Source organism: Campylobacter sp. P091, assembly GCF_002138935.1.
Classification (GTDB): Bacteria; Campylobacterota; Campylobacteria; order Campylobacterales; family Campylobacteraceae; genus Campylobacter; species Campylobacter devanensis.
On the sequence record NZ_MJKZ01000006.1, the window covers coordinates 75,190 to 93,713 of the forward strand.

Annotated in this window: 19 protein-coding genes and 1 CRISPR repeat array; of the genes, 12 read left to right on the top strand and 7 right to left on the bottom strand. The window is 32.6% G+C overall.

Annotated elements, in window-relative coordinates; genetic code table 11:
- Nucleotide 1: 1 nt before the first annotated feature.
- From lepA to CIGNP91_RS06950, 5 genes are read left to right on the top strand one after another with little or no spacing between them, the layout of a single operon-like run.
- Nucleotides 2–1,792, top strand: coding sequence for a translation elongation factor 4 (lepA, locus tag CIGNP91_RS06930; RefSeq protein WP_086228426.1), 1,791 nt, complete (start codon nt 2–4; stop codon nt 1,790–1,792).
- Nucleotides 1,793–1,801: 9 nt separating this feature from the next.
- The gene (locus CIGNP91_RS06935) at nt 1,802–2,149 is read left to right on the top strand and encodes a hypothetical protein (protein WP_086253745.1); all 348 of its coding nucleotides are present in this window, start codon (nt 1,802–1,804) and stop codon (nt 2,147–2,149) included.
- Between the two features lie 54 nt (nt 2,150–2,203).
- Nucleotides 2,204–2,410: a 2-hydroxymuconate tautomerase family protein gene (locus CIGNP91_RS06940; protein WP_086226820.1), complete on the top strand. Its 207-nt coding sequence runs from the start codon at nt 2,204–2,206 to the stop codon at nt 2,408–2,410.
- The gene (locus CIGNP91_RS06945) at nt 2,407–3,066 is read left to right on the top strand and encodes a hypothetical protein (protein WP_086229685.1); all 660 of its coding nucleotides are present in this window, start codon (nt 2,407–2,409) and stop codon (nt 3,064–3,066) included. Before CIGNP91_RS06940 ends, CIGNP91_RS06945 begins: the two co-directional genes overlap by 4 nt.
- A gap of 32 nt (nt 3,067–3,098) precedes the next feature.
- On the top strand, nt 3,099–3,668 hold the full coding sequence (locus tag CIGNP91_RS06950; protein ID WP_086229684.1) for a ComF family protein: 570 nt from the start codon (nt 3,099–3,101) through the stop codon (nt 3,666–3,668).
- A gap of 28 nt (nt 3,669–3,696) precedes the next feature.
- Here the strand turns inward: CIGNP91_RS06950 and pseC are convergent, their stop codons facing one another.
- A complete protein-coding gene (pseC, locus tag CIGNP91_RS06955) occupies nt 3,697–4,821 on the bottom strand; it encodes a UDP-4-amino-4,6-dideoxy-N-acetyl-beta-L-altrosamine transaminase (protein WP_086253746.1) in 1,125 nt (374 codons plus the stop codon).
- 9 nt (nt 4,822–4,830) lie between these two features.
- Nucleotides 4,831–5,391, bottom strand: coding sequence for a dCTP deaminase (gene dcd / locus CIGNP91_RS06960; protein WP_086239172.1), 561 nt, complete (start codon nt 5,389–5,391; stop codon nt 4,831–4,833).
- 109 nt (nt 5,392–5,500) lie between these two features.
- Between dcd and CIGNP91_RS06965 the strand changes: the two genes are divergently transcribed.
- Nucleotides 5,501–7,285, top strand: coding sequence for a DASS family sodium-coupled anion symporter (locus CIGNP91_RS06965; protein ID WP_086253747.1), 1,785 nt, complete (start codon nt 5,501–5,503; stop codon nt 7,283–7,285).
- A gap of 40 nt (nt 7,286–7,325) precedes the next feature.
- On the opposite strand, the gene CIGNP91_RS06970 is transcribed toward CIGNP91_RS06965, so the two are convergent.
- A complete protein-coding gene (locus tag CIGNP91_RS06970) occupies nt 7,326–7,595 on the bottom strand; it encodes a hypothetical protein (RefSeq protein WP_180383226.1) in 270 nt (89 codons plus the stop codon).
- 275 nt (nt 7,596–7,870) lie between these two features.
- On the opposite strand from CIGNP91_RS06970, the gene CIGNP91_RS06975 reads away from it, so the two are divergent.
- The 6 genes from CIGNP91_RS06975 to CIGNP91_RS07000 all read left to right on the top strand — a co-directional run bounded on the left by CIGNP91_RS06975 (nt 7,871) and on the right by CIGNP91_RS07000 (nt 11,916).
- The gene (locus CIGNP91_RS06975) at nt 7,871–8,416 is read left to right on the top strand and encodes a hypothetical protein (RefSeq protein WP_086253748.1); all 546 of its coding nucleotides are present in this window, start codon (nt 7,871–7,873) and stop codon (nt 8,414–8,416) included.
- Nucleotides 8,417–8,613: 197 nt separating this feature from the next.
- Nucleotides 8,614–8,859 carry a hypothetical protein gene (locus CIGNP91_RS06980; protein WP_086253749.1) on the top strand — a complete coding sequence of 82 codons (246 nt, stop codon included), beginning with the start codon at nt 8,614–8,616 and terminating at the stop codon, nt 8,857–8,859.
- Nucleotides 8,860–8,908: 49 nt separating this feature from the next.
- Nucleotides 8,909–9,034 (top strand): hypothetical protein, encoded by a 126-nt coding sequence (locus tag CIGNP91_RS08855; RefSeq protein ID WP_272887711.1) that lies wholly within the window; start codon nt 8,909–8,911, stop codon nt 9,032–9,034.
- Nucleotides 9,006–9,482, top strand: a complete 477-nt coding sequence (locus tag CIGNP91_RS06985) for a CHC2 zinc finger domain-containing protein (protein ID WP_236848384.1) — start codon at nt 9,006–9,008, stop codon at nt 9,480–9,482. Before CIGNP91_RS08855 ends, CIGNP91_RS06985 begins: the two co-directional genes overlap by 29 nt.
- Before the next feature lie 650 nt (nt 9,483–10,132).
- Complete coding sequence (gene accB / locus CIGNP91_RS06995) at nt 10,133–10,582, top strand: acetyl-CoA carboxylase biotin carboxyl carrier protein (protein ID WP_086253751.1); 450 nt, start codon at nt 10,133–10,135, stop codon at nt 10,580–10,582.
- Nucleotides 10,579–11,916, top strand: coding sequence for an acetyl-CoA carboxylase biotin carboxylase subunit (locus CIGNP91_RS07000; protein ID WP_086253752.1), 1,338 nt, complete (start codon nt 10,579–10,581; stop codon nt 11,914–11,916). The genes accB and CIGNP91_RS07000 overlap by 4 nt, the downstream gene beginning before the upstream one ends.
- Before the next feature lie 70 nt (nt 11,917–11,986).
- A CRISPR array of direct repeats spans nt 11,987–12,461; the repeat unit is 37 nt; unit sequence GTTTCAAACCGAGTTGATTTGTGGTATAATTTGCAAC.
- A gap of 211 nt (nt 12,462–12,672) precedes the next feature.
- Here the strand turns inward: CIGNP91_RS07000 and cas4 are convergent.
- From cas4 to CIGNP91_RS07020, 4 genes are read right to left on the bottom strand one after another with little or no spacing between them, the layout of a single operon-like run.
- Complete coding sequence (cas4, locus tag CIGNP91_RS07005) at nt 12,673–13,239, bottom strand: CRISPR-associated protein Cas4 (protein ID WP_086230008.1); 567 nt, start codon at nt 13,237–13,239, stop codon at nt 12,673–12,675.
- Nucleotides 13,240–13,509 carry a CRISPR-associated endonuclease Cas2 gene (gene cas2 / locus CIGNP91_RS07010; RefSeq protein ID WP_086225671.1) on the bottom strand — a complete coding sequence of 90 codons (270 nt, stop codon included), beginning with the start codon at nt 13,507–13,509 and terminating at the stop codon, nt 13,240–13,242.
- Complete coding sequence (cas1, locus tag CIGNP91_RS07015; protein WP_086253753.1) at nt 13,510–14,466, bottom strand: CRISPR-associated endonuclease Cas1; 957 nt, start codon at nt 14,464–14,466, stop codon at nt 13,510–13,512.
- Nucleotides 14,447–18,283 carry an HNH endonuclease domain-containing protein gene (locus CIGNP91_RS07020; RefSeq protein WP_086253754.1) on the bottom strand — a complete coding sequence of 1,279 codons (3,837 nt, stop codon included), beginning with the start codon at nt 18,281–18,283 and terminating at the stop codon, nt 14,447–14,449. The genes cas1 and CIGNP91_RS07020 overlap by 20 nt, the downstream gene beginning before the upstream one ends.
- Nucleotides 18,284–18,524 lie beyond the last annotated feature (241 nt).

Consider the following 18,524-nt stretch of genomic DNA (forward strand, 5'->3'; position numbering starts at 1 on the left):
TATGGAAAATATAAGAAATTTCAGCATCATAGCCCATATAGATCATGGTAAAAGCACGCTAGCAGATCGCATTATAACAGAGTGTGGCGCTGTCGATGAGAGATCTATGAGCTCTCAAGTCATGGATACAATGGATATAGAAAAAGAGCGCGGAATCACTATAAAAGCGCAATCTGTAAGGCTTGGCTATACACTTGATGGGCAGAATTATATATTAAATTTGATTGATACCCCGGGACATGTGGATTTTAGCTATGAAGTTAGTAGGAGTTTGGCAAGTTGTGAAGGGGCTTTGCTAGTAGTAGATGCCTCTCAAGGAGTCGAGGCCCAGACAATAGCAAATGTATATATCGCACTTGAAAATAATCTTGAGATAATTCCAGTAATAAACAAAATAGATCTCCCAGCAGCCGATCCTGATAGAGTTAAAAATGAGATAGAGCATGTTATTGGGCTTGATTGCTCTGAGGCTTTAGAGGTGAGTGCTAAAAGTGGAGTTGGGATAAAAGAGCTAATAGAGACGATAATTCGCAAGATTCCACCGCCAAAAGCGGATTTAAATTTGCCACTTAAAGCGCTTATTTATGATAGTTGGTTTGATAACTATCTAGGTGCTTTGGCTCTTGTGAGATTATATGATGGTAGCCTTAAAAAGGGTGATGAAGTCTATGTAATGGGAACTGATAAAAGGCATATTGTATTAGATCTGATGTATCCAAATCCTGTTTCGCCTATCAAGACTAATGAGCTAAAAGCTGGTGAGGTAGGCATAGTGGTTTTAGGGCTAAAAGATGTAGCCAGTGTCAGCGTAGGCGATACCATAACCCTAGCCAAAAATAGGGCCGCAGAGCCAATAGGTGGATTTGAAAAGGCCAAGCCATTTGTCTTTGCTGGATTATATCCTATTGATACGGATAAATTCGAAGATTTAAGAGATGCTTTAGATAAATTAAAATTAAATGATAGCTCTATAAGTTATGAGCCTGAAACTTCAGCGGCTCTTGGTTTTGGATTTAGGGTTGGATTTTTGGGTTTATTACATATGGAAGTGGTCAAAGAGAGATTAGAGCGTGAGTTTAATCTAGATTTGATAGCTACCGCACCGACAGTTACCTATCAAGTAGTATGCACCGATGGAGCTACTATAAATATCCAAAACCCAAGCGAATTACCGCCAGTAAATAAAATAGAGCATATAAAAGAGCCATATGTCAAGGCTACTATTATCACGCCAAGCGAGTTTTTAGGCAATATCATAACTCTTTTAAGCTCACGCCGTGCTATTCAAACTAAGATGGATTATATCACCACTTCAAGGGTTCTTTTGGAGTATGATATACCGATGAATGAGATAGTTATGGATTTTTATGATAAGCTCAAAAGCGCCACAAAAGGCTATGCGAGTTTTGATTATGAGCCAAGTGAGTATAGGATTGGCAAGTTAGTTAAGCTAGATATTAAAGTAGCAGGCGAGACCGTAGATGCTCTATCTATCATAGTACCTGAAGAAAAGGCTATGAGTAAGGGTAGGGATTTTGTCAAAGCGATGAAAGAGATAGTCCCAAGACAGCTATTTGAAGTAGCGATCCAAGCTAGTATAGGAAGCAAAATTATCGCTAGAGAGACGGTCAAATCAATGGGTAAAAATGTAACTGCTAAATGCTATGGTGGCGATATAACACGCAAAAGAAAACTCCTAGAAAAGCAAAAAGAGGGTAAAAAGCGTATGAAAGCCATAGGCAAGGTTACCTTGCCTAGTGAGGCGTTTTTAAGCGTGCTTAAGATAGATTAAGGGGAGATGATGAAAAGGGGATTATGGATTATACCAGCATTGATTATAGCTGGATGTAACTCTGATAGCTCTAAGGCGACAGATATATTAAATAGCGTTAAAGATGCCAATATCCAAGAGATTATCAAGGTTGCCTTGCCAGAAGAGATCAAATCCAACCCAGCAATGGAGTATATACAAAATGCTATGGATAAAAATCAAAATGAGATAATAAAAAATATAGAGATATTAAGCCAAGATATCAGTGAAAATAACGCCTATATAACTATCAAAATCAGATCTGCTAATGCCCACATAGATGGAGATAAGATCAAACTCAAAAGAGATAATAACGGAGAGTGGCAAATAGTAAAATAGTATATAAAATTAACAATGGCACAAAATTTGCTAATATAACTTAAAAGGAAAGTAATGCCATATATCAACATTAGAGTAACTAAAGAGAATGGAGAGCCTACAGCTGAGCAAAAAGCACAGCTTATAGAGGGTGCAACAGAGTTAGTAAGTCGGGTCTTAGGTAGGAATAAATCTAGTACCGTTGTAATCATCGATGAGATAGATATGCAAAATTATGGCCTAGCAGGAGAGAGTATAAAATCTATAAGGGAGAGAAAATGAGAGTATTTTTGGTTTTAGTTTTAACAATGATTTTAGGTGGATGTGCTGTAAGCAATAACACACAAACTAACCAGGAGCAAAAACCTAAACAAACACTATTTCGCATAGATGCAAAGTGTGAGCCTTGCTCACAAAGAGGCTATGAGACGCTAATTGATGGTAAATTATACAGAAGCGATGTAGCAATAAATTGTTGTGAAAATATCCGCACAATCGATACATCAGCAGCACTAAAAAAGGTATATATCCATAAAGTTATCGATTTAATAGAAACACAAAAGTTAATAAAAATTAATGGTAAATATATTAAATTTGATAAAAATTTTGCTAAAGTATTTTACGAAACATTAGCTGCTGAACTAGAAGCTCGTGGAATTTATGTTGCAAGTGATGGTGATTCGCCTTATACATATAGGGTTCAGTTTGAATTTGATAATATCAAAAGCATTTATAGTCCAGGTGCAAATTATTTAAATTCAAAACTCTTTGGTACGCTAAAAATTAAAAATATCAATAAAAATAGAACACTCTATATCACTACAACTCAAAATGTAAGCGATCTAAGCGTAAGCAAGATAGAGGATTTTGACCTATATATGAATCTACTAATCAAGCAATCAGCCAATAAAGTTGCTCAAGAGATTTCAAAGTTATAAAAGGCCATTTCTAAGGCTATTTTGGTAAATTAATGCGATGTGTAAAATGTGCTAAAATATCGCTTAAATTGATATGTAAAGATTGCCAAAAGATACTTAGTGAGTATCAGCAAGGTTGTAGATTAGTAGATGGATTTAAGGTATATTATTTTTATAAATATAGTGATATAAAAGAGATTTTATCTACTAAGCATCATCTTTGTGGCTCATTTGCGATTTCGAATTTGGCTCGTTTGAGCCTAACCAAATTCGCTAGTGAGTTTAGCTTTGGAAGCAAGGTTTTAGTAATTCCGCTTGATGATAATACAAAAAGCGGATATTCTCATACTGCTATCCTAGCTAAGGCTTTATCAAATTCAGAATTATCGCCACTTTATAGGGCATTGCGTGCTACAAATAGCATGAAATATGCTGGAAAATCTTTGGAGTTTCGTCGTAAAAATCCACGGCAATTCAAGCTTTTAAAGCAGATTAAATATCCTGTAATTTTAGTAGATGATATAATCACCACCGGCTCTAGTATGTTAGAGGCTCAAAAGCTCTTAAAAAGAGCCGGAGTTAGGGTGCTTTTTGGCCTAGTTTTAGCCGATGCTAGGGAGTAGGAATTTGAGTATTAAAATCCTAAATCTATCAAATCCCGCACCCAATGCTATATTTTTCTAACATTTGATTTAAGCTTGATATAACCACTCTTGCTTCATCATCACTCATCATCTGATGGCACGGCAGACTAAGCTCAGCTCTATAAAAATCCTCAGCACCATCTAATCTCATCTCGCCATATAAATTTTTATAAAAGCTAAATTGATAAGTTGGCTTATAATGCACTTGTACCCCAATGCCCATAGCGTGAAGTTCGTTATAGATATCCTCTTTTACGCACCATAAATTCGAGTTTAAAAGCACCGGATATAGATGTCTAGCACTTCTTATATTATCTGGGATATCTATCGTTTTTAGATATTTTGAGTTTTTAAAGGCATCATCATATATCTTAGCAATCTCATAACGCCTAGAGATAAACTTATCAAGCTTTTTAAGCTGACTTAGCCCCAAAGCACACGCCACATCGCTTAAGCGGTAATTATAGCCTAGAGTTACCATATCCATATTCCAAGCCTCTTTTTTTATCATACCATGTGAGCGTGTGAGTCTAGCGGATTTAGCGATATTTTCATCATTAGTTAGCAAAGCCCCACCCTCAAAAGTCGTAATAGGCTTAATCGCATGAAAGCTAAAAATCGTAGCATCAGCCAAAGTGCCAACCATCTTGCCATTAATACTACTACCCAAAGCGTGACTAGCATCATCAATAATTTTAATATCTTGCTCTTTTATTAACGCTTTGATAGCATCCATATCTACAGGATACCCACCAAAATCCACAGCGGTTATAACCTTGGTTTTATCGCTTATTAACTCTTTTATAGAGGCTGGATTTATATTACCATTTAAAAGTACATCAGCAAATTTAATCCTAGCGCCACACATTATAGCCGCATTTGCGGTGGCTGCGAAAGTTATGGGGGTGGTGATAACTTCATCGCCAAATCCCACACCAAGAGCAATATATGCAGCGTGAAGTGCTGAAGTAGCTGAGTTCATCGCCACAGCAAATTTGGCTCCAGTAAGCTCGCACAAAGCACTCTCAAAATCAACCACACGATTTCCACATGTAAGCATATCGCTTTTTAGCGCTTCTATCACGGCTTGTATATCATCATCTTCTATTTTTTGTCTGCTATAAACCATCATTTTAAACCCTTATTGTAGTATTCTTGGTAGGGTTATGCCAGTTTGGGATTGATATTTGCCATTTTTATCAGCATAGCTAGTCTCACAAATCTCATCCCCTTGTAAAAATAGCACCTGAGCTATCCCCTCATTTGCGTAAATTTTAGCCGGAAGTGGGGTAGTATTTGAAATTTCAATTGTGATATGTCCTTCAAATCCAGGCTCAAATGGCGTTACATTGACTATTATCCCGCACCTTGCGTATGTGCTTTTGCCAAGGCATATAGCTAGGGTATCTCTAGGCATTATAAAATACTCCACCGTCCTAGCTAAGGCAAATGAATTTGGCGGCACAATACAGATATCACCGATGAAATCTACTACATTTTTCTCATCAAAATTTTTAGGGTCTACAACTGTACCACCTACATTTGTAAAGATTTTAAATTCATTTCCAACCCTAATATCATATCCATAACTAGAAAGCCCATAGCTGACAACACCACGACCGATATTTTCTTCGCAAAATGGAGTTATCATCTTGTGTTCTAAGCTCATTTGGCGTATCCATTTATCGCTTTTTAAACCCATAAATTTCCCTTTATGCAAATTTATTTAATTATATTTTATATACAATTTTAAGTTAAAGCTAAGTATTATACAATCTAGTTAATTTTGAAATGCTTAAAAAGGAGAATAAATGAGCGGACGCAAAATTCTATCTCTTGTGATTTGTGTTTTAATCGCTGCGGTGTTTTTTGTTTTACCTACACCACATGGTCTAGAAGACAATGCGTGGCATTTTTTGGGTTTATTTATAGCTGTCATTTTGGCTATCATTTTTGCCATTATGCCACTTGGTGCGATCTGTTTGATAGCGATCGCAATCGTCGCTATTACTGGAATCACGACGCCACAAAGCACTCTTAGACAAACTCAGATCAAGACACTTACTGCATTAGCAGACAAAGTTGATATTGATAAAATGGAGTTAAAAAAACAGATTTTAAACGCTAAAATTTTAGCTCTTAAAAATGCACTAAACGATCTAAAAATCGAGATAAACTCACAAAATGAAGGTGAAAATTTGCTAAAAGAATTATCAGCTTTGTATCTTAAAAACACGACAAAAACGGCAAATTCAAAGCTTTTAGATGGTAGTGAGATTTCTGTTTTAAATAGTATTGCGTTGAATAAATTTAGTCAAAAAGAGATAGACAAAAAAGTCAAAGCTGCTGAGTGGAAACTCAAAGCCAAAACCGGTATAAACGATGCTTTAAGTGGCTTTTCAAATGCGTTAATTTGGCTCATTGTTATTTCAATCATCGTAGCTAAAGGCATCATAAAAACAGGGCTTGGCGAAAGACTTGCATATTATTTTATCTCTATTTTTGGTAAAAAAACGCTTGGAATTGCCTATTCAATCGCACTTAGCGAGACGATTTTAGCACCAGTCACGCCGTCAAATACAGCTAGGGCTGGAGCTATCATAAATCCGATTGTTCAAGCGATCTCAAAAAGCTTCAAAAGTACGCCAGAAGATGGCACACAAAACAAAATCGGAACATATTTGTCACTTGTAAATTTTCAAGCAAATCCGATCAGCTCAGCAATGTTTATTACCGCAACTGCGCCAAATCCTTTGGTCGTAGATCTTGTCGCAAAAGCTACAAATTTAGATATTTCGATCAGCTGGATTCAGTGGGCTTTGGGTATGTTTGTGCCGGGAATTTTAGCGATGATGATTATGCCTTTGGTGATTTATTTTTTATCGCCACCAGAGATCAAATCCACCCCAAATGCTAGAGCTTTTGCCAAAGAAAAACTTGCAAAACTAGGTGCTATGAGATGCGATGAAAAGATTATGTTTGGCGTATTTTTATTTTTACTTATACTTTGGGCTGGTGCATTTGGATTTTTGTTTGGAATCACGCTAAATGCCACAACTATCGCATTTTTAGGTCTTAGTGTCGTGTTGGTGACTGGTGTTTTGAGTTTTGATGAAATTTTAGCCCAAAAAGCCGCATGGAATACGCTTGTTTGGTTCTCTGCACTTGTTATGATGGCAACTATGCTTGGCAAACTTGAAGTAACGACATTTTTGGCTTCAAATTTACAACAATTAGCACTAAATTTAGGTCTTGGCGAGATTTCGATTATGCTATTTTTATCGGTTGCGTTTTTGTATTCACACTACTTTTTTGCTTCGACAACTGCACATATTTCGGCAATGTTTTTTGTATTTTATAGCGCAGGTCTTGCACTTGGTGCACCACCGCTTTTGTATGCATTTATTATGATTACAGCTGGAAATGTGATGATGGGTATAACACATTATGCTACAGGAACTGCACCGGTCATCTTTGGTACTAACTATGTTAGTCTAAAAAAATGGTGGGGCATTGGTTTTGTTATGTCGGTCGTAAATATGGTCGTGATGATTTTGGCCGGTTTGGTTTGGTGGAAAGTTTTAGGATTTTATTAAATTTATGGCAAAAGTATGCGTTTTTCATACTTTTGCTATGTTAAATATTGTTTTTTACTATAAAATAAAATTGGGGGGGGGATTGATGAAGTATGTTTCGTATGTTTTGACTTTCGCGTTTTTTGTAATGGTTTTGGCTAAGACCGCTAGAGTTTTCAAATTTTTTGACAAATTTTTCTATACTGCGATTTTCATCTTTTACGCCCCAAATTCCCAAAGCATAGCTTGAGATAGCGACTAAAAGAGCTGCAGCAAAAAGAACAATTAGCCCAAAAATAGGATCACGATATTCTATAAAAAAGAAATCCAAATGCTAAACCTAATAATCAAATTTAAAGACCATTATAGTAAATTCAAGGTATAATCTCGCTTATGATAAAATCAAGTAGTATAGAATATCATCTTTTTTTAAAAATATATTAAGAAATTAATAAAATAAATAAGTTACATTTTTAAGTAGTGACCAACAACTCTTGTCTTTTTAATTGGTGCGACAATAACGCATTATTTTTTATAAAAAATACTGATTGTAATATTTAATCAAATCAATTAAATTCATAAATTTAAATCAATAAGGAGATTTTTATGTTCCTAAACAAAAATACCATTTTATTGCTTTTAGGCCAAGGTTTTAGTGGAGCTGTTGTCTCTTTGCTAACTTTTAGTAGTGGATTAGCTGGAAAGTGGCTGCTTGATGATATTTTGTATGCTAAGGCTTGTCTGCATTGTTATAATAGTAAGTTTTGCCTCGCTTCCTATCTCTGCTACGCTTTGCGGGGCTTTTATAGCTGTATTTTTTCATCAAATTTAATGCAAAAATTTGGTAGAAAAAAGGTATTTTTATATGCTTCTTTGATTGGTTGTTTGGGCGCTGGTTTTGCTATGTTTTCACTAGTGTCTGGGCTATTTTATCTATTTTGTTTTGCGACTTTTTTGCTCGGATTTTTTACTGCGCTCAATCAATTTTATAGATTTTTAGCTAATGAAGCTCTAAATTTAGCTACGCAAAATGACAAAAACAGAGCTACAGCCTTTGTCGTAGCAGGTGGGATAATGGGTGGTATTTTAGGACCAAATTTGGCAAACATCGGCACTTTGATATATGAACGCAGCACCGCTTGCGATGAGTGAATATAAATTTAGCTATGACGAAGCTAAAAGTGTGCTTGTGTGGCACTTCATAGCTATTATGCACCAAGCTTATTTTTAGCGTTTTTTATGGAAAATTTAAGTCCGTTTAGGCTTATTTTACTTGGGATTTTGTTTTATTTAATTGCTGTTTTGGTAGCACTTTTTAGCGTGAGTTTTTGAGGATTTTGGGGAGTTTAGTGCTTGTTGGTATCGGCTGGGCTTTTAGTTTTAATGGCGGAACATTTATGCTAAATGCCATAAACTCAGAGTATAAACTACGCTTACAAGGTCTAAATGCTATTAGCATTTTTGGAGCAAATTTGTTAGCAAGTTCTAGCGTAGGATTTGTGCTAGCAAATGGTGATTGGAAAGTGCTAAATTTGATTTCTTTTAGATTTATAGTGATATTTTTATCTATTATTTTCGGACTTAAAAAGATATGAGTTATAAATATGAGTTAAATTAAAGTAAATAGTTGGTATAATCCCCTTTATGATAGAACCAAGTAGTATAGAAAATTTAAAAGCCATAATAGATATAAGCGATGTCATAAGTAGCTACATACCGCTAAAAAATCAGGTGGAACTTTGTGTGCGTATGTCCATTTCACAACGATAAAAACCCATCAATGAGCATAAGCCCTAGTAAAGGAATATTTCACTGTTTTGCTTGTAAAGCAGGTGGTGATGCTATCAAATTTATAATGAAATATGAAAAACTTAGCTATATAGAAGCGGTTGAAAAACTTGCAAATATGTATAACTTTACCCTGACTTATACGAAAGAACAAAATAGCCATAAAATAGATAAAAAAGTACTTGAAAATCTAAATTTACACTACAAAAGCCTACTTTACAAAAATCAGGAGGCACTAAACTATCTATATAATCGCGGTATAAATGACGCTATGATAGAGATCTGGGAGCTGGGCTGGGCTAGTGAGAATCAAAACACGCTAAATTTACTTCAAAATGAAAATATAGACAAGGAAGCAGCCCTACAAATGGGTGCGATAAAACAAAACGAACGCTCAAAGGTTATTTTTGCAGAATTTGGACTTAAATAACTTAGAGTGGCTTTTAGCTCCTCTTATTTTGAGTACTAAAACTCTATGTTTTTCTTTGGTGTTGTTTATAACTATAGTTATTTTACTGGCATATTTTTTGGTATTTTACAAGGGTAAATTTAAAACATTTTTTGAACTAGTTATAATGATTTTTCCACCTATTGCTACTGGATTTTTACTGCTTTACGTATTTGGTAGAAATAGCTAGTTTTTTAAATTTAGAGATAGTTTTTAGTTTCAAAGCTTTAGTTATAGCTTCATTTTTAGCAAGTCTACCGCTGTTTGTAAAGCCGATTTAAGCTGCATTTGAGAATTTCCCAAAGATCTTATTGAAGTTGGCTTGAGTATTGGAAAAAATAGGTTTGAGATAGCTGTTTTTATTATTTTTCCAAACATCATTGGCGATATTTAATGCGGTTTATAATGGCCAAAACGAAAAAGCTCTCATTCTTAGCTCATTTATGTTTTGGATGATAGATAGACTAAAACATACGCGAACTTTTGAAGTTTGATAAATTTGGATTATTTTGATTATCTTACGCTTAAATTTAGTGTATAAATCCAAATTTTAGATATTTTTTTTAAATTTAAACCAAATCTTTTACTCAAATTTGATAAAATGTAAAGTTAATTAAATTTAAGGAGAATTTATGACAAGAGATGAGATTAAAGAGCTTATGAGCTTTTTTGATGAGACAAACATTAATAAAATTAAGATAAAAGATGGTGATTTCGTAATCGAGCTAGAAAAACACGAGCCATGCGAGCAAATAGCCCCAGCCCCAGCTTGCCCTACAATCCCAGCTCCAGCCCCAATAAATGTAGTAGTAAATGAAAAAACAGTAACTACTTCAACAGCAACTGATACATTAAACGCACCGATGGTAGGGACATTTTATATAGCTCCAAGTCCAGGCGCTCCAAGCTTTGTTAAGGTAGGTCAAACAGTAAAAAAAGGCGACACTATAGGCATTATAGAAGCGATGAAAATTATGAATGAGATTGAAGCTGAGTTTGATTGTAGAATTACAAAAGCCCTAATCGCAGATGGCCAGCCGGTGGAATTTGGTATGGCGTTATTTGAGGTTGAAAAACTATGAGAGAGATTAAAAGAATCCTAATAGCAAATCGTGGTGAAATAGCCCTTAGAGCGCTTAGAACTATCCAAGAGATGGGCAAAGAAGCAGTTGTAGTGCATTCTACAGCTGATAAAGATGCTCTTTATGTTAAATACGCTGATGCTAGTATCTGTATAGGCGGTGCTAGAAGTAGCGAGAGCTATCTACATATCCCAGCTATTATCACAGCTTGCGAGATTAGCGAAGCTGATGCGATATTTCCAGGTTATGGATTTTTGAGTGAAAATCAAAATTTCGTAGAAATTTGCGAAAAGCACAATATCAAATTTATAGGCCCAAGTGTAGAGGCTATGGCTTTAATGAGTGATAAAAGCAAAGCCAAACAGATGATGATGAGAGCGGGAATTCCAGTTGTACCAGGTAGTGATGGCTCTATCAAAGATATAGAAGCAGCTAAGAAATTAGCAGCTCAAATAGGCTATCCAGTGATTATAAAAGCAGCCGCAGGTGGCGGTGGCCGTGGTATGAGAGTGGTAGAGAAAGAAGAGGATTTAGAAAAGAGCTTTTGGTCAGCTGAGAGCGAGGCTATGAGTGCCTTTGGTGATGGAACAATGTATATGGAAAAATATATCTCAAATCCACGCCACATAGAGGTCCAAGTCCTAGGCGATGAGTATGGCAATGTAATACATGTGGGTGAGAGAGATTGCTCAATGCAGCGCCGCCATCAAAAATTAATAGAAGAAAGCCCAGCAGTAATTTTGGATGATAAAACTAGAGATGAATTACACCAAACAGCCGTAAATGCTGCTAAAGCTATAGGATATACGGGTGCGGGGACTTTTGAGTTTTTATACGATCAAAGAGATAATAAATTTTATTTTATTGAGATGAATACAAGACTTCAAGTCGAGCATTGTGTGAGCGAAATGTGTAGCGGATTAGACTTGATAGAGTGGATGATACGAATCTCACAAGGCGAGAGATTGCCAGAGCAAAAAGATATCAAATTAAGTGGCCACTCAATAGAGTGTAGAATCACAGCCGAAGACCCAAAAAGCTTCACCCCAAATCCAGGTAAAATCACAAAATATGTCGCCCCAGGCGGTAGAAATGTCAGAATGGATAGCCATGTCTATGAGGGTTATAGCGTTCCGCCGTATTATGATAGCATGATAGGCAAATTAATCGTCCATGATATAGATAGAAATAGAGCTATTGCTAAGATGAAAGTCGCACTTGATGAGCTAATCATACAAGGGATTAAAACAACTAAAGATTTCCATATAAATATGATGAATAATGATGATTTTATCAATAATTTATATGATACAAACTATTTGGCAAAGCATTAATTTAATTTTAATTCCAAGCTAAATTTATTTATGATAAATTCGATGGTGTCTAATTTATAAACTAGACACCTATTTAAGCTGAGTTGATTTGTGGTATAATTTGCAACCAAGTTCAAGAGCAAGGCTTTTATTATGCGGTTAGGTTTCAAACCGAGTTGATTTGTGGTATAATTTGCAACCAACCGCTAGATTTTCATTTATTCTATTTATATAAGTTTCAAACCGAGTTGATTTGTGGTATAATTTGCAACAGTTAATCATTTAGCCGTGGTTGAAACTGGACGAAGGTTTCAAACCGAGTTGATTTGTGGTATAATTTGCAACTTGTGCTTTGTGATTTATAATCGCCATTTACGAACAAGTTTCAAACCGAGTTGATTTGTGGTATAATTTGCAACTAATAATATTTTTAATATCTCTATAATCAAAGTTTAGGTTTCAAACCGAGTTGATTTGTGGTATAATTTGCAACTCGGCTACATAGCCAAAAGCCGAGCAAGGGAAAAAGGTTTCAAACCGAGTTGATTTGTGGTATAATTTGCAACTGAGCTAAATTTAGCCTATTTTATGGGCGTTTGGCTATAGTTTAAAGGTCTTAATTCTTCCACTTTGAAAAAAAATGCTAAAAATAGCGAATTTGTGGAAAAATTTAGCTATAATACAAACGCAAATTATACTATAGATTAACTCTTTAGCGTTTGAAATCACCTAAAGGTGTTAACAGATCGGGGCAACTGCCATATGGCACCCCCGGTATCATTCTCTATCATCACAGTAGTTTTTAAATTCACACTGCATACAAGCAGCTATACTAGCACAGCTTTGCGGAAATAGCTCTTGATTTAACATTTTATTAATCTTATCTATCGTGCTATCAAATTGGGCTAAATCATCACTGTTTATATCAAATATCTTAAATTTAAGATTATTACTACAAATTAGCATTATCTTAAAAAATGGTTTATTAAAATGCTTACTAGCTAGCTTTGAGTAGGCTATAAGCTGCATTTTAGTGCCTTTATTTAGTATTGGCTTGTTTTGATTTTTAAACTCAGCTACAATTATCTCATTTTGGCACTCTAGCACCAAATCTGCTACTCCTTGCATAGATGAATCTTGCAAATATAGATTGCTATATGCTTTTATAATTGGCAGCTTAAATTTGATAAATTTTCTATTTTTAAATAGTTCATTTTGTTTATTGTGATATTGTGAGCCTGAGCTTACATACTCTGGATATACTGGCTTAATATCGCAAAATGTATAAAAATATAAAATCCTAGGACAAAATACAAATTGTCTAATATGGCTAACTAAAATCATCTAAATAATCTCATATATTTTACTCTCAAAACACTCTTTGGTATAGCCTAAAGTATCATTAAAATCTAAATTTACAGATGCGATAATCGCCTTATCGCTTTTAGCACAATATTTAGATAAGAGTTCTTTAATGGCTAGCTTATCAGCTCGACTTAACTCCCCATAAAATACTGATTTTTGCACAGCTAAAAGCCCAAAATCTTTTAATCTTTCAAATAGCTTTGTCCTGTTTTTACTATTTTCTATATCGTAGCAGATTAGATATCTCATTTACCACCTAAATATGTATGATTTATACCTGCTATCACCACAAAAAAATGCTGAAATTTTATATACTTGGCGTTGGATAATACTTTCTAAAGTAAGCTTTTTGTGATTATAGATAAGTTTTTTATTTAATGAATTTAATATATTTGAAGCTATTACTTTTTTTAATTCTGCATTTAATTCGCCTTTGAGAGATGAGCGAATTTTAATAATATTTCTATCTACTATAAAGCTTCTGTACTCCTCCATAATATCTAAGGCTAAAGATGGCTTGGCGCTTCGCATAGTATGTAAAACTCCAAAATATGGATTTAATCCGGCATTTATAATACTTTTATAGATTATATTTAATAGTATTGCATAGCCATAATTTAAAGCTTGATTTGATATTTCACTGCTTGCTCTTTTGGTGCGGTGTTCAAAACTAGATGGCAAAAGAGAGTTAAATTTGAGAAATTCAAAATATCTATGAGCAGCATTAGCCTCAATACTAAATATATCATTTGTGTCTATTATTTTTGAGCTTTTTAGTGTATCAATTGCTTTTTGCATAGCAATTAATGCAGTGTTTTTTTGCTCGTTATTTTTATTTCTAGAAAAGTATAAAATTGTAGAACGTTGATTTTTAATCTTTCCGATTATTAACTCTTTTGCTAGTATCAATCCCTTGGTATTATCTTTAGATGAAAATTGCTGTTTTAATACATTTACTCCTTTATGTTCATAAAGTGTATGCGTAGCACTAAATGTGTTAAAGTTTTGATAGAAAATCTTTATTCCACGCACACTACAAGCAAAGATTAAATCGCTAGAAATGGTTATACCGTTTGAATTTATAGATATGGTTTTTAATGATTTAAGGGCTATCTCTTTTATTATCTCTTTATTTTGATATATTACTATCCTTTGAGACTTTAATCCTAAAAATAGCCCAAAACTATTAATAACTAGATGTTTCATCGATTAAATTATCTAGCATTATTTTTTTATGTATAGCTGATGTTTGAGTGCAATATGTGATTATTAGGCTATCTTTTGTATCTTTGATTATGGTTATTTTATTATCTCTTGGTTTTCCTAATAGCTCTTTAAATTCACCATTTAAATATTTATCTATAAACTCATCACGGCTAGTTTGGTCAAGTAAATTATAATCTCCAATTTGGCTTTTATCAAATTCAACCTCTATATCGTGTCTATTGGCTTGAGAGATTATATACTCAAGTTTTATAATAGCTGATGGGAGATTTTTGGTTACTAGAAGTTTGTAAATTTGCTTTATATTTTTAGATTTTAATTCAATTATATTTATTATATCTGCTATTTTACGAGGTAATATATTTGTACTAAAAAATGGAATTTTGATTATATTTTTACTATCTAAATCTATATATGTTTTAGTGGCTATATCGGAATTCACAAGTCCAGCATATCCGCCATTTTGCCTTATGATATAGTTAGGACTTTTAATTGCTTTTATAGGCAAAGAGTAGATTATACGAGATTTATTTCTACTTCTTTTGGCTTGTTTGATATAAAAACACTCTTTAAACAGCTCTTTTATCTCTTGGTGTTGTAATATATTTTTGCCATCTTTTATCTCTATAATCTTGCTTTCATTTGCTTTTAAGATATGATAGAATTTATCGATATTTTTTGTTTTTATTTTTGCATCTGGTACTTTTAATTTATTTTTATTATCAAAAAACATACTACTTTTATCTTCATCTTTTATAATAGCAAATATATCTTTTCGTATATAAGAACATAGATGATTGTCTAGAAATTTAAGTTTATTTAATAATTTAATATCGCCTTCATTGAAGGCTTTAAATAATAGATCAAAAACTTTATGTGTGCTTATATAAAATTTATCTGATTTAAAATCGCTAGTTATAGCAACCTTTTTGCCATTTTCTTTAGTATGCAAAAGCCCAAGATCAAGCAAGATATTAGCTTCTTTATCTTTTAATATATTAGCATTTTCATAAACTAAAGAATATACACCATCATCAAATAGCTTTTTACGAGATATTTTATTAGAGTTTAACTCTAGATATTTTTTGCTTTGCATAGTCATTTTATTGCTATACTCTGGCTTAATATGATTATAGTTATACTTAAACTCACGCTGACCTTTTGAGTTTTTTATTAATTTACTATTAGCATAATAAAATACTATACTAGCATCAATGCAGTGACTATGACTATCTTGAATTTTAGCTTTTTGTAGCTCTTTATCTTCTATGCTTAGTTCGCTTCTAATTGCGCTTACGAGTTCTGCATTGATGAAATTAACACTAAATTCAATATCTTGATTTGATTTATTTAGCTTATCTTTTACCTTTTGTATTAAAAGATTTACAAAACGCTTTTGAGTGCCATTAGAGTGAGTTTTGATTCTATCTAGTTTTAAAATTTCAAGCGCTTTAGTAAAACTATCTGAATTTTTATAAAATAGAGCATGTCTAAGTGCGATCTGTTCTATGCTATTAAGATTATCAAAATTTGTAAATTTATTAATATTTATCTTTGCCATCTGTGTATCTATAAAATTCTTAAATTCATCAAGATTTTGTACTTTTATAATTTTATAAATTGAATTTAAATAATTTTGGTGTAAATTTTCTAAAGTATAGCTTTGATTGCCTTTTTGTAAATTAGCAGTAGAGCTAGCTGGGATTAAATTTGCCCTAGAATTATATAAGCCTTTAGAACGAGGCAAGATATGATCATATTCGCAGTTAATCTCATCTATCTTTTGGCCTGAGTATGGACAGATCATATCTTTTGATTTTTGGCGTTTGCTTATTAAATTTAAGTCGCTAGCACTATTTTCAAAACTAAATTTATTCATCTCTACATTTATAGTTATATATGAAATATCTTTTAAAATTTCTGGCTTAATAGCGGTGCTAATTTCATATGCTAAACGATTTAGATACATCTCTATTTTGCCATTGATAAGCCTAGCCGAATTAGATGGCAATCTAGTACAAATGGCATTTTGTGAGCCAGAACGAATTAAATTTTCTAAAGTATGGCATTTGCAAGTTTTTAAAAATCCACGATTTTTTTCATCATAGATTATATCTCCTAACTGGCCAAGATAGTTGATATTTGTATTTAAATTATTTTTATCAAATGGATGCTTAAACTCAAATACGCTATTGTGGTTATTGATATTTTGAGCTACTTTTGGATATAACTCTAGGATTGTTTGAATATCTTTATCGTTAATTTCATCATTATTTAGATTATGATAGAAGCTATTTTGGTAACTCTTTTTTAATTCATTTAAATCTCTAAAAAACCCTTTATAGCTCCTATTGCCTTTTATCTTATTTTTTAGCATAAACTCTTCTAGGTTAATTACGTCATCTTTAGTGATATTTTTTCCAAAAAGAGCTGAAATAAGTTCATTTTTATTTCTATTTTTATGTGGCGTATTTTTGCCACATGGAATTAATAAATCATTAGTTATTATTCCTTTTTTTGCGTTATCTACTTCGTTATAGTATCTCCCAGCAAACTCCTTAAATTCCCTAATTTCATCACTATTTAACCTAAAAGTATCAGCAAATATTTTGCTATTATTATCAAGAGCTCTTGGATATAAGGCTACATCTATTAGACTCTCTTTTGAGATATCTAATACTCTTTGTAAATATTTAGCGATATTATTTTCATTTATATCATTAAGGCTGATTAACTGGCCATTTTCATCTCTTCTTATATGCGTAAAATCATCGCTATTTAAAATTTTATAAGTTAAATTTGCTAGACTAGGAGTAATTTTATCAATATTTAACATCAAAGTATTGCATTTTTGTGGATTTTTATTTTTACGATTTTCGTATGGCGGGATAGTAATTACTGGATCGATACTTTTTAAATACTCTAAAGCCGATTTTGTCTTTAAAGAATTTAGCATATTTAGTTTATTGTTATTTTGTATATCAGTTATATACTCCATATAATTGATATTTCTTATTATATTTTTCTTTAGCTTTGCATCATCAAAATTTATATTATCTAGATATTTATTATTAAAATACCTTCTTAAAATTCGAGTTTGAAAATTTGAAATATTTCCAACAAAATTATAAAATTCATCTAAATTATCAAATTTATCAGATTTTTGGATTATAAATTCACAATCTTTATAAATTAACTCTTTTATATCTTTTAAGTAGCTAATTCTATGCTTATTATTTTTATCAATTTCATTGCATATACTTTGAATTAGACTTTGTATATTTTTACTAGCTTTTATAGCTTCTTTATTCTTTTTATCTATATTGCTTAGAATTTGACTTTGAGTTTCTAGTATCTCTTTAATTTCATCATTTGAGTGATCTACAACTATCTCATTTAGAACTTGCTCAAACTCATCTTTATTTTTACTAAGTCCAAATATATATCCATCTAAACTATTTAAAAAATTAACTATATCATCATCTAGGCTTTCATTAAATTCGATATTATGATAGTTAAAGCCACGATTTTTAAAAAGCCCATAAATTGTCTCTATTTGACTTTGACTCAAGCTATTTATAGGCAAAATCTCATTAAGTAATCTTAAAATAAATCTATCTCTATCATAGCTACGCCTAGCATGGCGACGTGCTGTTCTATCGCTTTTAGAAAATGTTAAATTTTTATCAAAATATATATTAAACGCATTTTTATAAATTATAGAATTTTCATTTGTAATAGCGATAAACACGCCATTATTTGCAGCACCCATATCTACATTTATAGACAATTCATACATAAACAACTCCAACTATATAAATGATTTTGATTTTAATGAAATTTGGCTTACAATGGTTTAAAATATAAAATAAGTTTAGAAAATTAAGAAAAAATTGATAACTAAATATCTATAATACTAACTAGCTTATCTATGTGCGATATTAAATTTATTAAGACTCAAAATTGCTACTAGCTTTTGATCTGCTAGTAGCTACAATAATTAAAGCGATTAGATTTTAATAAAATAATCTCTTTAATAA